Below are 17,079 nucleotides of genomic sequence, written 5' to 3'. Positions count from 1 at the left end.
GACTCAGGCGAACAATTCGGCTGCCCGAGCCCGCACCCGCTGAGGCACGCTGCCAGCGAGCGCCACCGCTGGCCGCTGCCCGGCTTGCAACAGGGTTTCAAACACCGCCTGAACCTGCGCGGCCGTGACGGCCTGCAGCTGCGCCATCGCCTCATGCGCATCGCGCAGGCGGCCGAAGCTGAACAGCTCCTGGGCCGCGCTTTCCATGCGCCGCGCCGGCTGTTCCAGCGCACGCAGGCCGCGCATCTGCAGCTGCTTGCGGGCGCGCGCCAAGGCCACCGGGTCCAAGGGGCCCTGGGCCTGGTGGTGCAGGAGCTGATGCACCGCCTGCAAGAACTCTTCGGCCTGGGCCGGCGCCGTGGCGCCCTCGATCACGAACTGGCCGTAGAGCGGCAGGATGTCGGCCGAACAAGCCACGTGGTAGGCCAGCCCGCGGCGCTCGCGAATCTCATCCAACAAGGGCGAGCTCATGCCCTCGCCCAGCAGGGCCGCGGCCAGCACATGGGGCAGGTGCTGATTGCTGTGCACATCGCCCAGGCTGGGCGCGGGGAAGCCGAGCAGGATCTGGCATTGGCCGCTGCCGGCCATGCGCCGCGTTTTCAGCCCGCCCTGCCAGCTCGGTGCGCTCAAGGTGTGCGGGCTGCCGGCTGGCATGGCGCCAAAGGCCGCGGCCACCGCGCGCTCGAAGGCGCTGGCGTCAATCGGCCCGGCCACCGCCACCACCACATTGCTGGCGCTGTACTGCGCCCGCACATAGGCGAGCAGATCGTCGCGGCTGAAGCGCAGGATGTTGGCGCGTGTGCCGATGATGGGCCGGCCGGCCGCGTGGGCGGCGCCGTAGCAGGCGCGGTCGAGCAACTGAAAGGCGGCGCTGGTCGGGTCGTCCTCGAACTCGCTGAATTCCTGCACGATGACGCCGCGCTCGCGCTCCAGCTCCTCGGCCGGGAAGCTGCTGTTCAGCACGATGTCGGCCAGCAGCTCGATGAAGGCCGGCAGGTCGCTCGGCAGGCCTTCGATGTGAAAGGCCGTGTGGTCCTTGTCGGTGTGGGCATTGAGCTCAGCGCCCAGGGCCTCGGCGTCGAGGTTGATGCGCTGGCAGTCGCGGCTGGCCGTGCCCTTGAAGGCCATGTGCTCGACCACATGGCTGATGCCGTTCAGGCGCGCGCTTTCATGGAGGCTGCCGGTGCGTATGAAGACGCTCAGGCTGATCGTTTCGCGCCAGGGCATGGGGATGGCGACGGTGCGCAGGTCGTTGGCGAGCCTGCTGACTTGGGTGGCGGAGCGGGGCGAGGCGTGTGGCTTCAAGGGGCGGCGGCGAATGGCGGGGAAAGACCGCTAGTGTCGTTGCCTCGGGGCGGTTCGTGTCCAAGGCCGCGCCAAGCCCCAACTGTTTGACAGCGAACAGACGCGCGGGCGGCGGCGCTGGACGATGCGGCATCTCTATTGCTGGCCAGGACGCATGTGATGAGCATTCCCCGCACCGGACAGGCTTCCGCGCCCTTGACGCGCGCGGAGTTCCAGCAGCGCTTTCAGCTCCGTTTCTATGACCCGGCTTACCGCAGCGAGCAGGCCGCCATCGATCGCCTCGAAGCCATCGCTTGGGACGCCCTGGAGCAGGGCCGTAAAGCGCCCTTGACCCGGCCCGGCGGCCCCGGCTTTGCCGACCCGGCCTACGAGATCTCGGTGCAGTGGCTGGAGACCCGCGAGCGCCTGCTGGCGGCGCAGCAGCACTGGGCTGAGGCCGCCACGCCCTCACGCGTGCTCTTGGTCTGCGGCAGCGCGCGCAATGACGGGACCTGTCCGGGCGAAATATCCAAGACCTGGCGCTTGAGCGGCTTGGCCCGCGAAGTGCTGGAGGCCGCCGGCATGCAGGTCGACTTGCTGGATCTGAGTCGGGTGACCTCCGAGTACGGCTGCTCCATCCACCCCTGCAAGGGCTGCGTGTCCAGCGCCATGCCACTGTGCCACTGGCCCTGCAGCTGCTACCCCAACCACGCGCTGGCCCAGGCCGACGACTGGATGGCCGAGATCTACGAGCGCTGGGTCGCTGCGCATGGGGTCATCATCCTGGCGCCGACCTACTGGTACCAGTCGCCCAGCCCGCTCAAGCTGATGATGGACCGCCTGGTCGCCGCCGATGGCGGCAACCCGGACCCCAGCTCCACCCATGGCAAGCACCTGGTCGAGGCCAAGCAACTCGAAGCCCAGGGCTGGGACTATCCCAAGCATCTGGCTGGCCGGGTGTTTGGCGTGGTTGTCCATGGCGATGTGGCCGGCGTCGAGGTGCACCGGCGAGGTCTCTGTGACTGGCTCGAGTGGATGGGCCTGCTTGACGCCGGCGCGGCGGCCAAGCTCGACCGTTATATCGGCTACTACCAGCCCTACTGCGACAGCCATGAAGCGCTGGACGCGGACAGCGCCGTGCAGGAAGAGGTTCGCAATGTCGCCCGTGCCCTGCTGCAGGCCGTTCAGGACCTGCGCGCTGGGCGGCTGCAGCCGAGCGGCCCCCCGGTCCAGCCGCCGCGCCCGAAATGATTCCTCCGCACCGGCCTCGCCTGAGTGCGAGCCCGGTGCGGCCATCGAAGCTTCGCTGCCTACAGCACCCACGAAAGGATTCACCATGAGCGAAAAGACCGCCAGTGTTCTATGGAACGGCGCCGGCAAGCAGGGCCTGGGCCAGATCAGCACCGAGTCTGGCGCTTTGCAGGACCATCCCTACGGTTTCGCCAGCCGCTTCGGTGATGAGCGGCGCGGTTCCAACCCCGAGGAGCTGCTGGGCGCGGCCCATGCCGCCTGTTTCACCATGGCCTTTTCCTTTGCCTGCGAGAAGGCAGGTTTTGCCACCCGCACGGTCGACACCCGGGCCAGCGTGCGCCTGAGCGCCGCCGGCGAGGGCTTTGTGATCGACCGCATCGCCCTGCAGCTGCGCGCCGAAGTGCCCGGCCTCGATGAGGCTCGCTTCCAGGCCCTGGCCGAGACCGCCAAGCGCGAATGCCCTCTGTCCAAGGCCCTGGCCAGCGTGGCCGAGATCAGTTTGCAAGCCACGCTGGCGCAGGCGACGTCATGAGCCCGGCCGTGGAAACCCCTCTGGTTGCCGCCGCCGAACAGCAAGCCAGTGCCGAGCAGCTGCGTCTGGGCTGCATGGCCGATGTGGCTGCGTCGCGCCTGCGCACCGTGGGCGGGGATGCCTTGCTGGTCGAGGTGGCAGCCCTGCTGTCGAGCGCGCAGATCAGCGCCGTGGTGGTCTGCAATGCCGTCGGGGTGGCCCAGGGCATCATCACCGAGACCCTGTTGATCCGGCAACTGGGCCTGGGGCACGCCGACTTCTTCGCCACCCGTGCGGCCGATGTCATGCAGCGCGAATTCACCTCCTGCGCCCCCGATGACCTGCTGCGCGAGGTCTTGAACCGCATGCATGAGCGCGGCCTGATCCATGCCTTCTTGATCGGCGCCGGTCGCAAGCCGCTCGGTGTGTTGACTCTGCGCGATGGCCTGCGCGCTTTGCTGGCCGCCGGCGATCAGGAAGAGCAGCTCTTGCGCAACTATGTCATGGGTGTGGGCTATCAGTGAGGCGGCGGTGGCCGTTCCGGCCGGGCTGGGCTGGCGCCGCTGCTTACAATTTCATCCATGCGCTCTCCCTTCGACAGCCTGCCAGGCCTGCGCTGTCTGCTGCTTCTGCTGGCGCTGCTTCCCCTTCTTTGGCGCCCTGCCCATGCCGGTCCAGGTGGCAGCGCCATGGAGGTGCAGTTCCGCAGCGTGACGGTGCCGCAGAGCACGGTGCCGGCCATCGCGCAAGACCGCGCCGGCTTCATCTGGGTGGCCACCAGCAAGGGCCTGACCCGCTACGACGGTTACCGGCTTCGCCCCATTGAACAGGCGGGCCCGACCAGTGCCCAGCGCAATCTGGGCTGGGTCCGCGCCTTGAGCCCCGGCCGCGACGGCCGCATGTGGATCGGCACCGAATTTCTGGGCTTGATGGCCTTTGACCCTGCACAGGACCGCATCGAATCGCTGGGCAGCGCCCGTGGTGCCGCCGGCCCCCATGCACCGATCCGGGCGCTGGCGGAAGACGCGCAAGGCGAGGTCTGGGTCGGTACCCTGGGCCAAGGTCTGTGGCGCTACACGCCGGTGACCCGCCGCTTCGAGGCGCAGGACTTGCGCTGGCAGGGCGCGCCAGAGGCGCGTGTGCTGGCCTTGCAGATCGCCCGCGACGGCACGGTCTGGGCCGGCCATTGGCGTGGCCTGTCGCGCCGGCGGGCCGACGGGGTCTGGGAATCCCTGGCCCTGCCAGGCATTGAATCGGGCTCGCCGGTGCTGGCGCTGGCGGAAGACCGGGCCGGCCGCATCTGGCTGGGCACGCAGGACGGCCGGCTGGGCGTGGTCGAGCAGGGCCGGGTGCGCTGGGTGCAGGAGCTGCACACCCCGCTGCAAGCCCTGGCTCTGGCCAGCGACGGGCGGCTCTGGGTGGGCAGCAAGGTGGGCCTGCTCTGGGTCAACCCGCTCAATGGTGAGATCGAAGCGCGGCTGCGCCATGATCCGCGCCGCTTGAGCGGCCTGGCCGGCAATGACATCAGTGGTCTGCTGCGCGACGCCAGCGGCGCCATGTGGGTCACCGGCTATGGCCTGGGCTTGCAGCGCCACCAGCAGCATCCGGCGCTGGCCGTGCGTGGCCCCGACCCCGATTCGGCCGCCCCCTTGGCCGACGCCGATGTGCGCGCCTTGCTGCGCTTGCGCAGCGGCGAAGTGCTGGCCCCCACGCAGAGCGGCCGGCTGGTACGTCTCGACGGCCGGCCCGGTCAGGGCCTGGCCACGCTCGGCCTGTGGCCGCGCGAGCGCAGCAGCGTGGTCGATTCGCTGGCCGAGGCGCCCGATGGCAGTCTGTGGATGGCCGCCGCCGGCCGCCTGGAGCACCGTTCGGCTCAGGGCCGCCTCTTGCGCGACTGGCCTTTGGATGGCGGGCGCGCGCAGCGCCTGCTGTTGCGTGCCAACGGTGAGGTCTGGCTGGGCATGCAGGAGGGCTTGTACCGCCTCGCCGGCCCGACAGCGCCGGCGCTGCAGCGGGTGCTGCGCGCCGATGGCTCGCCCTTGCACGGAGGCATCCATGCACTGATCGAGGTGCCGCCGGGTACCGCTGACTCAGGCCGGCTCTGGGCCGGTGGGCAGCAAGGTCTCTTCCGAGAGAGTACGGGCGTCCAACAGGAGCCGGGCCGGCTGGAGGTCGTGCCCCAGGCGCCGGGCGAGACCCTGGCCAGCCCGGTGGTGATGGGCTTGCTGCTGGCGCGTGACGGCACGCTCTGGCTGGACACGCCGGTCGCCGGCCTGCATCGCCTGCGCGGCTGGGATGCCGAGGGCCGGGCCCGTTTCGACCGCATCGGCGAGCGCCTTGGCACCGAAGGCGTGTTCGGCGGCAATCTGCACGAGGATGGCCGCGGCCGCATCTGGAGCCAGCTTTACGTCTACGACCCCAAGACCGATCGCCTCGACGGCTTCGGCCTGGCCGAGGGCGCGGCCTTCGGCAGCTTCTGGTTCTTCGCCAGCTCCGAGCTGCCGGGCGGCGCGCTGTTGTTTGGCGGCAGCCGCGGCCTTCTGCGGGTGCAGCCCGAGCTGTTCGAGCCCAGCGCAGGCGCGCTGCCCCTGGTCATCAGTGCCCTGCGCGTCAACGGCCAGCCCTACCGTCCTGAGTCTGCGGCGCAGGCCGAGCGGCCCGACCAGCCCATGCGCCTGCGCCTGCCGGCCGGCACGCGCACCTTCAGCGTCGAATTTGCCGGTCTGGACTATGCCGACCCCAGCCGCCTGCGTTACCAGTACCGGCTGCTCGGCCTGGACAGCGACTGGACCAGCGTCGACCCCGGTGCGCGCAGCCCCAGCTTCGGCCCTCTGCAACCGGGGCTGTATGCCTTGCAGGTGCGCGTCAGTGCGCACCCGACGCTCTGGGGCCCGGTCCAGTTGGCGCTGCCCGTCGAGCTGCTGCCTGTCTGGTGGCAGACCGTCTGGGCGCGGCTGGCCGGCGCGGCCTTGCTGCTGCTGGCGCTCTGGGGTTTTGTGCGCTGGCGCACCCGCGTGCTGCGCCGCCGCGAAGCCGAATTGCAAGCCCTGGTCAACGAACGCACGGCCGAGCTGCGCGAAGCCAGCCTCACCGATGCGCTGACCGGGCTGCGCAACCGGCGCTATCTGGAACTGCGTCTGCAGGACGACCTGCCTCTGTGCCTGCGTCGTTTCGAGGCCGGTGCCGATGCCGGCCATGTGCTGCCCGGTCCGGACAGCGATCTGGTCTTGATGCTCTTGGATCTCGACCATTTCAAGCGCGTCAATGATGTCCACGGTCATGCCGCCGGTGATGCCGTGCTGGTGACCCTGGCCGATCGCCTGCGCCATGTCTTCCGCGCCACCGATTCCCTGGTGCGCTGGGGCGGCGAAGAGGTGCTGGTGCTGGTGCGCGCAAGCCAGCGCGAAGACGCGGCCGAGCTGGCCGCGCGTGCCTGCGCCGCTGTGCGCGATCTGCCTTTTGACATCGGCTTCGGTCAGAGCGTGGCCGTCACCGTGTCGATCGGCTTTGCCGCTTTCCCGCTCGACCCCCGCCGCCCGCGTGCCTGGGACTGGCCGGCTACGTTGGCCTTGGCCGACTCGGCCCTGTATGCCGCCAAGGACCTGGGGCGCGATGGCTATGTCGGTGCGGTCGAGGCCCGGGATCTGGCACCCAAATCGGTGCCGAGGGATTTGAGCGTTTGGGACGCCGCGGACACGCGCCTGGTGTTGCGGGCTGGAGGCTCAGCCAAATAGGGCCTGGACTCGGCTTCTCGCCGTGCCCAGGCCGGCCTGTGCCGATTCAGCGGCTCAGCGTCAGACCGCGTCGCTTCAGATAGGGCTCGAGCTTGGGCTTGGAGCCGACCATCTGCTCGAACTCGGCCATGATGTCCTTGCTGCCGCCAATGGCGAAGACATGGCGCTTGAGCCGCTCACCGGTCTTTCGGTTCAGGCCGCCCTTGTTTTCGATCCACTCGGCCGTGGTGGCGTCGAGCAGCTCGCTCCACAGATAGCTGTAATAGCCAGCTGAGTAGCCGCCGACCATATGGCTGAAGTAGGGCGTGCGGTAGCGCGGCGCGACCAGGGTCTGCTCGGGGCCAAAGCCTTCTTGTTGCAGCACGCGGGCCTCGAAGGCCATCACCTGCTCAGGCGCGGGCACCTCGGCGGCACTGAGCTGGTGCCAGCGCTGGTCGAGCAGGGTGGCGCCCAGGTATTCGGTGGTCGCAAAGCCTTGGTTGAAGGTCTTGGCACCGAGCACCTTGTTCAACAAGGCCTCGGGCATGGGTGCGCCGGTCTGGTGATGGCGGGCGTAGTTCTTGAACACCGAGGGCCAGGTCAGCCACATCTCGTTGACCTGCGAAGGGAACTCGACATAGTCGCGCGGGGTGCCGCCCAGGCCGGGGTAGCGGATGTCGCTGAGCATGCTGTGCAGATTGTGGCCAAACTCATGGAACAAGGTGTTGGCCTCGTCCCAGCTCAGCAGCGTCGGCTGGCCGGTCGCCGGCTTGGCGATGTTCAGATGGTTGCCGACCACCGGCTTCTCGCCGAACAGCTGGCTCTGTCGCACATAAGCGTTAGCCCAGGCGCCACCGCGCTTGCTGGGGCGGGCATAGAGGTCGAGCAGCAGCAGGGCTTGCGTCTTGCCGTTCGGCGCCAAGACCTCCCAGACCTGCACATCGGGGTGGTAGACCGGCAGGTCGTGGCGGCGCTTGAAGCTCAGTCCGAAGAGCTCGTGGGCGGCGTGGAAAACGCCGCGCTCGAGCACGTTCTGCAGCTCCAGGTAGGGGCGCAGCTGTTCGCCGTCGTAGCCATGCTGGACCGCGCGCAGGCGCTCGCTGTAGAAGGCCCAGTCCCAGGCCTGCAAGGCGAAGCGTGGTTGCCCGGCGGCGTCCTGCTCGCGGTCGGCCAGGCCTTGCAGCGCGGCCTGCTCCTGGCGCGCCGAAGCCAGCGCCGCCGGCGCGAGCTGGCGCAGCAGCGTGTTGACCGTCTTGACCTCGCGGGCGGTCTGCTCCTGCAACTCGAAATCGGCATAGGTGGCAAAGCCCAGCAAGGCCGCGCGCTCGGCGCGCAGGCCGGCAAAGCGGCTGACCAGGGCGGTGGTGTCGTTGCCGTCGCCGAGGCTGCCGCGCGCGATCGAGGCTTTGTAGAGCCGCTCACGCAAGGGGCGGTGTTGCAAGCGCTCGAGCAGGGGCTGGCCGGTGGTGTTCAGCAGCGCGATCTTGTAGCGCCCGTCACTGGGCTGCTTCAGCGCATCGATCTCGCTCTCGGGCAAGCCCTTGAGCTCGGCGCGTTCGCTGACGAACAGCGCGGCCTCGTTCACGCCCGCCAGCACTTTGCGGTTGAATTCGGCGCCCATCTGCGCGAGCTGGCTGTTGATGGCACGCAGGCGCTGCTGCTTGTCGGCCGGCAGCTCGGCGCCGGCGCGGCGCAGATTGCGGTGCATGCGTTCCAGCAGGCGCTGCTGGTCTGCGGCCAGCTTGGGCTTGGCCGCCAGCAGCGCGTCCAGGCGTGCGAACAAGCGCGGGTCCAGCGCGATGCGGTCGCGGTGCGCCGCCATCTCGGTCGCGAAGCGTTGTTGCAAGGCCTGGCGCGCCGGGTTGTTGTCGGTGCCGCTGAGGCTGCCGAGCAGGTTTTGTGCGCGGCCCAGCAGGCGACCGGCCCGCTCCAGCGCTTCCACCGTGTTGGCAAAGCTCGGCGCGGCCGGGTTGCGCAAGATGGCATCGACCTCGCGCCAATGCAGGGCCATGCCGGCCTCCAGGGCGGGGGCGAAGTCGCTGTCCTGGATCTGGTCGAAATGCGGGTAGCCCAAGGGCAGGGTCGAGGGCTGGAGCAGGGGGTTGTCGCGGGCGCTGGCGGTGAAGGCGCTGGCGAGCAGCAGGGGGAGCAGGAGGCGGCGCATGGGTGGGTGGTGGTGGGGGTGAATAGGTGAACGGTGAACGGGTGAACTGGGGTGGCGCTGGAGGAGTGTCCCTGATGGCGCTAGCGTCGGGTCGTTCCCGACTGCAGCATGCGTTCGAAATCCGCCCCTGGCACGGGCCTGGAGAACAGATAGCCTTGCTGCAGCGGGCAGCCTCGGCCGATCAGGAACTGCGACTGTTCCGCGGTCTCAACCCCCTCGGCCACCACTTGCAGGCCGAGCTCGTTTCCTAAGGTGATGATGGCCGCGGCCAGGGCCGCGTCGCGGCCGCCACGGGCCACGTCGGTGATAAAGGCGCGGTCGATCTTCAGCTCGCTCATGGGCAGGCGCTTGAGGTGGCTCAGCGAGGAGTAGCCGGTCCCGAAGTCGTCCAGCGACAGGCCAAAGCCCAGGGCGCGCAGACGGTCCAGCACGCCGACCGCGGTGGCCACATCGCGCAAGACCATGGTCTCGGTCAGTTCGAGCATCAGGCTGGCAGGACGGAGCTGGTACTGCCGCACCAAGCCCTCGAGCTGCTCGGGCAGGCCGGCATCGGCCAGGCTCGAAGCCGGCAGGTTCACCGACAGCGGCAAGGCCGGCAGCCCCTGGTCTGACCAGCGGCGCAGGCTCTGGCAGGCCGTGTGCAGCACCCAGTCGGTCAGAGGCGTGATCAGGCCGCTTTCTTCGGCCAGAGCGATGAAATCGCCGGGTGGCAGCAGGCCACGCTCCGGGTGCTGCCAGCGCAGCAAGGCCTCGGCGCCGACCAGTCCGGCGCTGCGCGCGTCCACCTTGGGCTGGTAGTGCAGACGCAGTTGCCCGGCCTGCAGGGCTTCTCGCAACTCAGCTTCCAGCAGCACGCGCTTTCTGGCGCGGGCGTTGAGCGCCTCGTCGAAGAACTTGTGCCGGGCGCCGCCGGCCTCCGCGGCGACACGTGCAGTCTGTTCCGCGCAGCGGCTCAGATGGAGCAGGTCCGTGGCGTCGCCGGGAAACATCGCGATGCCGATGCTGGCCGACAAGCGCAGTGGCTGGCCGTCGACCGCGACCGGCTTGGCGACCGCCGCGAGCAATCTCTGCGCGACCGCCGAGGCGTGCTCCTGACCCGTGAGTTCAGGGATCAGGATGGCGAAAGCCTGGTCACCGAACCGCGCCAGCAGGCTGGGCTCCTGGGCCACCACCGGTACGGCCGCCAGGTCGCTGCCGCCGCGCAGGCAGGCGCGCAAGCGCCGGGCGATGGTGGCCAACACCAGCTCGCCCTGGCCATGGCCGTAGAGCTCATGGACGCCGCCGAAGCGGTCGATCTCGACATGCAGCACGGCGCAGCCGCCGGCGCCGTGCCGTGCGCGTTCCAGCGCCGGCGCGGCCAGCTCGGCGAACAGGCGGCGGTTGGGCAAGCCCGTGACCTCGTCATAGTGGGCCAGACGCAGGGCCCGCTGTTCGGCCGCGCGCAAGGAGTCGTCCAGGGCGGCGCGCGCCATGAACTCCTTGCGCAGCAGGTACTCGCGCCACCAGCCGATGCCGGCCGCGAGGATGAAGACCGTGAGCACGTGATAGGACCAGTAGCCGGCCTCCTGGGCGGGCAGGCCTGCATGCCACCCCAGCGCGTAGAGAAAGGCCGCCATGATCAGCGCGCCCGAAGCCAGGGCATGGCGAAACTGCACGCCCAGGATCACAAAGCAGTAGAACTCCAGAAAGGTGAAGTTCAGCACGCCGACCCAGCTCTTCAGCCCGGCGCCGCCCTCCTGATCGATGCGCAGCAGGATCAGCATCAGGCACAGGGCCACCGTGACGATGAAGCTGGCCATCACCGGCTGCCAATGCTGGCGCGCCTTGGGCAGCAGCGAAAAGCCCAGGCCCAGCAGCAGCACCGGCACGGCCAGCGTCAGGCGCAGCAGATTGGCCGGCCCGTGGATGTGGGCGAAGCGGTCGACCAGGTAGTCGCCCGTGATCAGCAGCGCCCCCAGCAGCAGGCTCAGCTGGGCATAACGAAAGTAGAAAGCGACGTAGTGCTCGATGAAGCGCTGTTCGAAGGCGGCATCGGCAAAGCGCAGCAGTAGTTGCAGCGGCAGGTGGGCGGCGGGGCCAGCGCCGGCCTCGGTCACAGGCATTGCGTCTGGGCCTCCACGCGTTTCGGTCTCGATTGCGCGCATCAAAGGGAGTCCAACGAAAGGGACAGCTTGGGGCGGGACGCCCATCAACCCGACTCCTGAAGATCTTATCGTCCGAGCGGCCATGGGCTTGAGTCTCGGGCACGCTGCGCGCTAGGAATCGCGCGCCTGCAGTGCCGGCGGTCTGGCTCACTGACACAATCTCCCCCCATGGGCGAATTCGATCTGATCCAGCGCTATTTCAAGAGCCAGAGCCACCCCGCGGCCGAAGCAGTACCCGTGGGCATTGGCGATGACTGCGCCGTCATCAACCCAACGCCGGGCATGCAATGGCTGGTGTCCTCCGACATGCTGGTCGAGGGCCGGCATTTCCTCTCCACGGTCGCGCCGGAGCGCCTGGGCCACAAGGCCTTGGCGGTCAACCTCAGTGATCTGGCCGCGTGCGGCGCCACGCCGCGCGCCTTCACGCTGGCGCTGAGCCTGCCGCGCGTGGACGAAACCTTTCTGAGCGGCTTCGCCCATGGCTTGTTCGCGCTGGCGCAGGCCCATGGCATCGCCCTGGTCGGTGGTGACACGACCGCCGGGCCGATGAATATTTGCATCACGGTGATGGGCGAAGTGCCGCGGGGTCAGGCCTTGCTGCGCAGTGGCGCGCGGGTCGGCGACGACATCTATGTTTCGGGCCAGACCTTGGGCGATGCGCGCCTGGCGCTCGAGGTCTTTCGCGGCACAGCGAGCCTGGCCAGCGGCCAGGATTTCGAACGGGTGCGCCGGGCCATGGAATGCCCGCAGCCTCGTGTTCAGCTGGGCCTGGCCTTGCGCGGCTTGGCGCACAGTGCCATCGATGTTTCGGACGGCTTGCTCGGTGACCTGGGCCACATCCTCAAGGCCTCGGGCGTCGGCGCACGGCTCGATGTCGATGCCCTGCCGCGCAGCGCGGTGCTGGCAGCGCAAGACCTGACCCTGCAGCGCGAATGCGGCCTGGCCGGGGGCGACGACTACGAGCTGGTCTTCAGCGCGCCGGGCGATGCGGCCGGGCGCGCGGCGGTCGCGGCGGCCGCGGCGGCCAGCGGCACGCCGGTGCAGCGCATCGGCAGCATCGAGGCCGAGCCCGGCCTGCGCCTGTATGACGGCGCCGGTCAGGCGCTGGCCCTGCAGTTCAACAGTTTTGACCATTTCAAATCTCCATGAGCGACGCCTCACCCCCCACCACGGCGCCCTTGGTGCCGCGCCGCGCCACGGCCCGCTTCATGTTTCCGCATCCGGCGCATTGGATTGCCCTGGGTTTCGGCAGCGGCCTCTCGCCCAAGGCGCCGGGCACGGTCGGCACGCTCTGGGCCTGGGTGTCTTTTCTGGCCCTCAACCCCTGGATGACGGACCGCAGCTGGGCCTGGCTGCTGGCCGGCGGCACCCTGGTCGGCTGGTGGGCTTGCACGATGACCGCGCGCCATCTGGCAACACCTGACCCCGGCGCCATCGTCTGGGACGAGGTGCTGGCCTTCTGGCTCATCCTCTGGCTGGTGACGCCGGCCGGCTTCTGGGGCCAGGCCGTGGCTTTTGCGCTGTTCCGCTACTTCGACGCCGCCAAGCCGGGGCCGGTGCGCTGGGCCGACCAACTGTTCAAGGGCGAGCGTGGCAAACCTGTCGGCTGGGCCCAGGGTTTCGGCATCATGTTTGATGATTTCGTCGCCGCCGGATGTACGCTTGTGGTGATTGCGCTGTGGCGCGCGCTCATGGCCTGAGTTCGGCCTGAGTCTGGCTTGAACCTGTCGGAGGTCCCCCATGCTGTTTCCCGAAGAGCAAGAGCTGATCGACCGCATTGCCGTCGCCCTGATCCAGCGCCGTGAGCGCCTGGGCACGGCCGAGTCCTGCACCGGCGGCTTGATCGCCGCCGCCTGCACCAGCCTGTCGGGCTCCAGCCAGTGGTTCGAGCGCGGCGTGGTCAGCTACAGCAATGAATCGAAGACCGAGCTGCTCGGCGTGCCGGCGGCCTTGATCGGCCTGCATGGCTCTGTCAGCGGCGAGGTGGCCCTGCACATGGCGCATGGCCTGCTGGCCCATGCGCCGATCGACTGGGCCCTGGCCGTGACCGGCATCGCCGGCCCCACCGGCGGCAGCACCGACAAGCCGGTCGGCACGGTCTGGCTGGCCTTGGTTCATGGCCGCAGCGTCACCCGGGTCTGGCGCGAGCATTTCGCAGGTGACCGTCATGCCGTGCGCATTGCCACCTTGCGCGCCGGCCTGATGGCCTTGTGCGAGGCACTGGAGGACAAGGATCAATGACCGTGCTGCTGAGCGGGCGCTGGTCGGCCGCCGAGGGCGAGCGCTGGGCGCGGCTCTTGCACGAGGCCATGCCCGAGGAGCAGTGGCTGCTGCAGCCGCCGCGCGATGCCGCGGAGGCGGCCGCGGTCGAGGTGGCCGTGGTGGCCAACCCCGAGCCGGGCGCCTTGAGTGGGCTGCCGAATCTGCGCCTGATCCAGTCGCTCTGGGCCGGCGTCGATCGCCTGCTGCAAGACCCGACCCTGCCGGCCGATGTGCCCGTGGCGCGCATGGTGGACCCGGCCATGAACGAGGCCATGGTGCACACGGCGCTGTGGGCGGTGCTGTCTCTGCACCGACAGTTTTTCGAGCTGCAGGCGCAGCAGCGCGAGGCGCTCTGGCAGGCACCGCCGCAGCGCCGTGCGGCCGAATGCGCGGTGCTGGTCTTGGGCCTGGGCGAGTTGGGCGGGCGCACGGCCCGGACCCTGGCCGGCCTGGGCTTCGCCGTGCATGGCTGGAGCCGGCGGCCCAGTGAGCTGGCCGGCATGCAGCGCTGGCACGGGGAGGTCGAGCTGGCACCGGCTCTGGCCGCGGCCGATATCGTCATCAACCTTTTGCCGCTGACGCCGCAAACACGCGGATTTTTCGATGCGGCCCGCCTGGCTCAGATGCGGCCCGGGGCCTGCCTGGTGAATCTGGCGCGCGGCGCCCATGTCGACGAGGACGCACTGCTGGCGGCCCTGGACCGCGGCCAGCTGCGCCATGCGGTGCTCGATGTGTTCCAGCAGGAGCCGCTGCCGCCCGAGCATGGGTTCTGGCGCCATCCGCGCGTGACGGTGCTGCCGCATTGCGCGGCGCAGACCGACCCGCGCACGGCCGTGCCCCAGGTGCGGGCCAATCTGGTGGCGCTGCGGGCCGGTCAGCCGCTGATGCACCGCGTTGATCGCGGCCAGGGCTACTGAGGCGAGGCGCGGGCCATCATGGAGTTCTTCGCCACCGATGCCAGTGTGTCTGCCCTGGAGCAGACCTTGGCGCAGGGCGCGGTCCTCGATACCCTGCCCGAGCGCCTGCTCCTGGCCTGGGCCCTGCGCCAGCGCGACACCTTGCGCGCACTTGAGTTGGCCCAGGATGTCGAAGGACTGATCACCGCCAGTGACTGGCGCGAGCCGCAACGCATGGCGGTGCGCGGCCGGCTCAGTCTGCTGCGCGCCGAAGCCCATCTGCTGTTCGCCGAACTGGACGAGGCGCAACTGCATATGAAGCAGGCCGGCCAGGTCTTCGCGGGTCTGGCCGATGGCAGCGGCCTGGCCGATCTGCATTGGCTGCGCCACTACCTGGCCGCCGACCGCGGTGACGCCAGCGGCCTCAAGGACGAACTCAGGCGCGCCATTGCCTGCGCCCGCCAGGCCCGCGATCCGCATCGCCTGGCCTTGTTGGAGGCCAATCTGGCCCGGGCCGAGGTGTTCGGTGATCCGGTGGCGGCCGAGCGTGAGTGGGGTGCGCGTCTGCCGCTCGACAGCGCCGACATGCCCCGCATGGAGGGCGCGGCGCTGGAAGATTTCCGTGGCCTGCTGGCGGCCATGAGCGGGCATTACCTGGCCTCTATCCAGGCCCACTCCAAGGCCTTCGAGCTGGCCCTGCACACTGGGCAGATCCGTCGCGCCATCACCCTGGCCACCAATCTTGGCCACACTTACACCAAGATGAGCGACTTCCAAACGGCCATGGAATGGCTGCGTCGCGGCCTGGACCTGGCGCGTGCCTCGCGCTGGCCGAATCTGATCGCACTTTGCTTGGCTCACACAGGCGAAGCCCTGCGCCGCCTGGGCCAGCTTGGCGATGCGCGTGAGCTGCTGCAGGAATGCCTGCAGTTGCCGGCCTTGCCGCCCGAGGCGCGCACGCGCGCCCTGGCCCTGTCCTATCTGGGCCGTACCGAGCTCGATTCCCGGCAGGGTGCCGCCGCTCAATCCGCCTTTGCGCAGCTGCAGCCCCTGGCCGAAGCCTCGGGTTCGCAAGACTTGCTCACCGATGCCCGCTTGGGCCTGGCCCGCGCGGCCCTGCAGCTGGGTGATCTGCCCGCCGCGCGGCGCCAGGCCGAGCTTGGCCTGGCCATGGCCATGCAGCAGCAAGAGCCTGACAAGGAAGTGGATCTGCTCTGGGCCCGAGCCGAGATCCAGCAGGCCGAGGACCAAGCCTTGCAACGCCCGAGCGAGGCCGGGACGGCCCTGGCCTGGTACGAGCGCGCCTTGCAGCGCGCTGGCAGCCTTGAGGCTTACACGCCCCAGGTGCGCCTGCTCGATGCGGCCGCCAAGGCCAGCGCGGCCCAGGGTGGTTTCGAGCAGGCCTACCACTGGGCGCAGCGGGCCAATGAGCTGCGCCAGCGCAGCTTCAGCGAGGAGACCTCGCGCCGCTCCAGTGCCTTGCAGGTGCATCATCAGATCGAGCGGGCCCGCGCCGAGAGCGAACACCTGCGCCGCCTGGCCGAGTCTGAGGCGGCACGTTTCCAGCTGTTGCGAGATTCGCACGAGGTCTTGCAGCGCCTGGGCAGCATCGGCCAGGAGATCACCAACGAGCTGGAAGCCGACCGCGTCTTCCATGTCATGGAGCGCCATATCCATGCCTTGCTGGATGCCCCCTGCATGTCGGTCTATGTGCTCGACGAAGGGGGCACGCAGCTCTACTGCGCTTTCGGCATGGAGGACGGCCAGCCCTTCATTGACCCGCCGATTGCCATGAGCTCGGAGCGCTCGCTGACGGTGCGCTGCCTGCGTGAGCGGCGCGAGTACCTGATGAATCAGCCGCCCGGTGAGAGCCTCGGCGAGCAGGTGCCGGGCACCAGCGAGCTGAAAAGCCTGCTGTTCGCGCCCTTGGTGGTGGGAGAGCGGGCGATCGGCGTGATGACCATCCAGTCGCCGCGCGCCGAGGCCTATGGCGAGCGCCAGCAGGTGATCTTCCGCACCCTGTGTTCCTACATTGCCATCGCTCTGGACAACGCCGGTGCCTATCTGCGCGTCAGCGAGTTGCAGCGCCAGCTGATGGCCCAGGAGAAGCTGGCCGCGCTGGGCGCCATGGTGGCCGGTGTGGCCCATGAGCTGAACACGCCGATCGGCAACAGCCTCTTGATCGCCAGCACCTTGCTCGGCGCCACCGAAGAGTTCTCCCAACAGGTGGAGCAGCGCGCGCTCAAGCGTTCGGACTGGGTGCAGTACGCCGACCGCACGCGCGACGGCCTGGAGGTCATCAACCGCAGCATGCAGACGGCGGCCTCGCTGGTCAGCAGCTTCAAGCAGGTGGCGGTGGACCGCAGCTCGGAGCAGCGGCGCGAGTTCAGTCTGCGCGAGCTGGGCGAACAATGCTTGCAGACTCTAGCCATGCAGCTGCGTCAGGCCGGGCTGGAGACGCGGCTGACGCTGGGCCCCGAACTGAGCATCGACAGCTTCCCCGGCCCGCTCGGGCAGGTGCTGATCATCCTGGTCAACAATGCCATGGCCCATGCCTTCGAGGGCCGCTCCGGGGGGCAGGTCGAGATTGGCGGCCAGGCTTTGGATGGGGAGCGTGTCCAGCTTTGGGTTCAGGACAATGGCACGGGCATGGTGGCCGAGGTCTGCGCTCGCATCTTCGAGCCCTTCTTCACCACCAAGTTCGGCCGGGGCGGCAGCGGCCTGGGCTTGAGCATTGCCCACAACATCGTCAGCACCCTGCTGGGCGGCCGCATCAGCGTCAGCAGCACGCCCGACCAGGGCAGTCGTTTCTTGATGGAGCTGCCGCGCCGAGCGCCCTGATGGGCCTTGCTGT

The 17,079-nt window shown here is 69.1% G+C and carries 12 protein-coding genes; 9 read left to right on the top strand and 3 right to left on the bottom strand.

The window, feature by feature from the left end; genetic code table 11:
• Positions 1-3: 3 nt before the first annotated feature.
• Positions 4-1,305, bottom strand: a complete 1,302-nt coding sequence (locus tag LNV23_RS02030; RefSeq protein WP_263561414.1) for a M16 family metallopeptidase — start codon at positions 1,303-1,305, stop codon at positions 4-6.
• A gap of 159 nt (positions 1,306-1,464) precedes the next feature.
• Between LNV23_RS02030 and LNV23_RS02025 the strand changes: the two genes are divergently transcribed.
• The 4 genes from LNV23_RS02025 (at position 1,465) to LNV23_RS23935 (ending at position 6,780) form a co-directional block, all read left to right on the top strand.
• Positions 1,465-2,535: a flavodoxin family protein gene (locus LNV23_RS02025; protein ID WP_263561413.1), complete on the top strand. Its 1,071-nt coding sequence runs from the start codon at positions 1,465-1,467 to the stop codon at positions 2,533-2,535.
• Positions 2,536-2,620: 85 nt separating this feature from the next.
• Positions 2,621-3,067 carry an OsmC family protein gene (locus LNV23_RS02020; RefSeq protein WP_263561412.1) on the top strand — a complete coding sequence of 149 codons (447 nt, stop codon included), beginning with the start codon at positions 2,621-2,623 and terminating at the stop codon, positions 3,065-3,067.
• 8 nt (positions 3,068-3,075) lie between these two features.
• Positions 3,076-3,570 carry a CBS domain-containing protein gene (locus LNV23_RS02015; RefSeq protein ID WP_263561411.1) on the top strand — a complete coding sequence of 165 codons (495 nt, stop codon included), beginning with the start codon at positions 3,076-3,078 and terminating at the stop codon, positions 3,568-3,570.
• A 57-nt stretch (positions 3,571-3,627) separates the two neighbouring features.
• A complete protein-coding gene (locus tag LNV23_RS23935) occupies positions 3,628-6,780 on the top strand; it encodes a ligand-binding sensor domain-containing diguanylate cyclase (protein ID WP_318023200.1) in 3,153 nt (1,050 codons plus the stop codon).
• A 46-nt stretch (positions 6,781-6,826) separates the two neighbouring features.
• Here the strand turns inward: LNV23_RS23935 and LNV23_RS02000 are convergent, their stop codons facing one another.
• A complete protein-coding gene (locus tag LNV23_RS02000; RefSeq protein ID WP_263561410.1) occupies positions 6,827-8,923 on the bottom strand; it encodes a M3 family metallopeptidase in 2,097 nt (698 codons plus the stop codon).
• An 80-nt stretch (positions 8,924-9,003) separates the two neighbouring features.
• Positions 9,004-11,025, bottom strand: a complete 2,022-nt coding sequence (locus LNV23_RS01995; RefSeq protein ID WP_263561409.1) for a putative bifunctional diguanylate cyclase/phosphodiesterase — start codon at positions 11,023-11,025, stop codon at positions 9,004-9,006.
• A 210-nt stretch (positions 11,026-11,235) separates the two neighbouring features.
• On the opposite strand from LNV23_RS01995, the gene thiL reads away from it, so the two are divergent.
• The 5 genes from thiL to LNV23_RS01970 are packed head-to-tail and all read left to right on the top strand — an operon-like array spanning position 11,236 to position 17,066.
• A complete protein-coding gene (thiL, locus tag LNV23_RS01990) occupies positions 11,236-12,216 on the top strand; it encodes a thiamine-phosphate kinase (RefSeq protein WP_263561408.1) in 981 nt (326 codons plus the stop codon).
• Positions 12,213-12,767, top strand: coding sequence for a phosphatidylglycerophosphatase A family protein (locus tag LNV23_RS01985; RefSeq protein WP_263561407.1), 555 nt, complete (start codon positions 12,213-12,215; stop codon positions 12,765-12,767). The genes thiL and LNV23_RS01985 overlap by 4 nt, the downstream gene beginning before the upstream one ends.
• 40 nt (positions 12,768-12,807) lie before the next feature.
• The gene (locus tag LNV23_RS01980) at positions 12,808-13,308 is read left to right on the top strand and encodes a CinA family protein (RefSeq protein WP_263516413.1); all 501 of its coding nucleotides are present in this window, start codon (positions 12,808-12,810) and stop codon (positions 13,306-13,308) included.
• Positions 13,305-14,246, top strand: a complete 942-nt coding sequence (locus tag LNV23_RS01975; protein ID WP_263561406.1) for a 2-hydroxyacid dehydrogenase — start codon at positions 13,305-13,307, stop codon at positions 14,244-14,246. Before LNV23_RS01980 ends, LNV23_RS01975 begins: the two co-directional genes overlap by 4 nt.
• Positions 14,247-14,264: 18 nt before the next feature.
• Positions 14,265-17,066: an ATP-binding protein gene (locus LNV23_RS01970; protein WP_263561405.1), complete on the top strand. Its 2,802-nt coding sequence runs from the start codon at positions 14,265-14,267 to the stop codon at positions 17,064-17,066.
• Positions 17,067-17,079 lie beyond the last annotated feature (13 nt).

The organism is Kinneretia sp. DJ1R-11 (assembly GCF_025717595.1).
GTDB lineage: Bacteria > Pseudomonadota > Gammaproteobacteria > Burkholderiales > Burkholderiaceae_C > Paucibacter_A.
The sequence above is the reverse complement of the archived record's forward strand: the minus strand, read 5'-3'. Positions and strand labels throughout refer to the sequence as shown.

Bases quoted from the DNA above. Each gene is read 5' to 3' on its own strand.
- LNV23_RS01970 (WP_263561405.1), top strand. From the start codon at position 14,265: ATGGAGTTCTTCGCCACCGATGCCAGTGTGTCTGCCCTGGAGCAGACC.
- LNV23_RS23935 (WP_318023200.1), top strand. From the start codon at position 3,628: ATGCGCTCTCCCTTCGACAGCCTGCCAGGCCTGCGCTGTCTGCTGCTT.
- thiL (WP_263561408.1), top strand. From the start codon at position 11,236: ATGGGCGAATTCGATCTGATCCAGCGCTATTTCAAGAGCCAGAGCCAC.
- LNV23_RS02020 (WP_263561412.1), top strand. From the start codon at position 2,621: ATGAGCGAAAAGACCGCCAGTGTTCTATGGAACGGCGCCGGCAAGCAG.
- LNV23_RS01975 (WP_263561406.1), top strand. From the start codon at position 13,305: ATGACCGTGCTGCTGAGCGGGCGCTGGTCGGCCGCCGAGGGCGAGCGC.
- LNV23_RS02025 (WP_263561413.1), top strand. From the start codon at position 1,465: ATGAGCATTCCCCGCACCGGACAGGCTTCCGCGCCCTTGACGCGCGCG.
- LNV23_RS01985 (WP_263561407.1), top strand. From the start codon at position 12,213: ATGAGCGACGCCTCACCCCCCACCACGGCGCCCTTGGTGCCGCGCCGC.
- LNV23_RS02000 (WP_263561410.1), bottom strand. From the start codon at position 8,923: ATGCGCCGCCTCCTGCTCCCCCTGCTGCTCGCCAGCGCCTTCACCGCC.
- LNV23_RS01980 (WP_263516413.1), top strand. From the start codon at position 12,808: ATGCTGTTTCCCGAAGAGCAAGAGCTGATCGACCGCATTGCCGTCGCC.
- LNV23_RS01995 (WP_263561409.1), bottom strand. From the start codon at position 11,025: ATGCCTGTGACCGAGGCCGGCGCTGGCCCCGCCGCCCACCTGCCGCTG.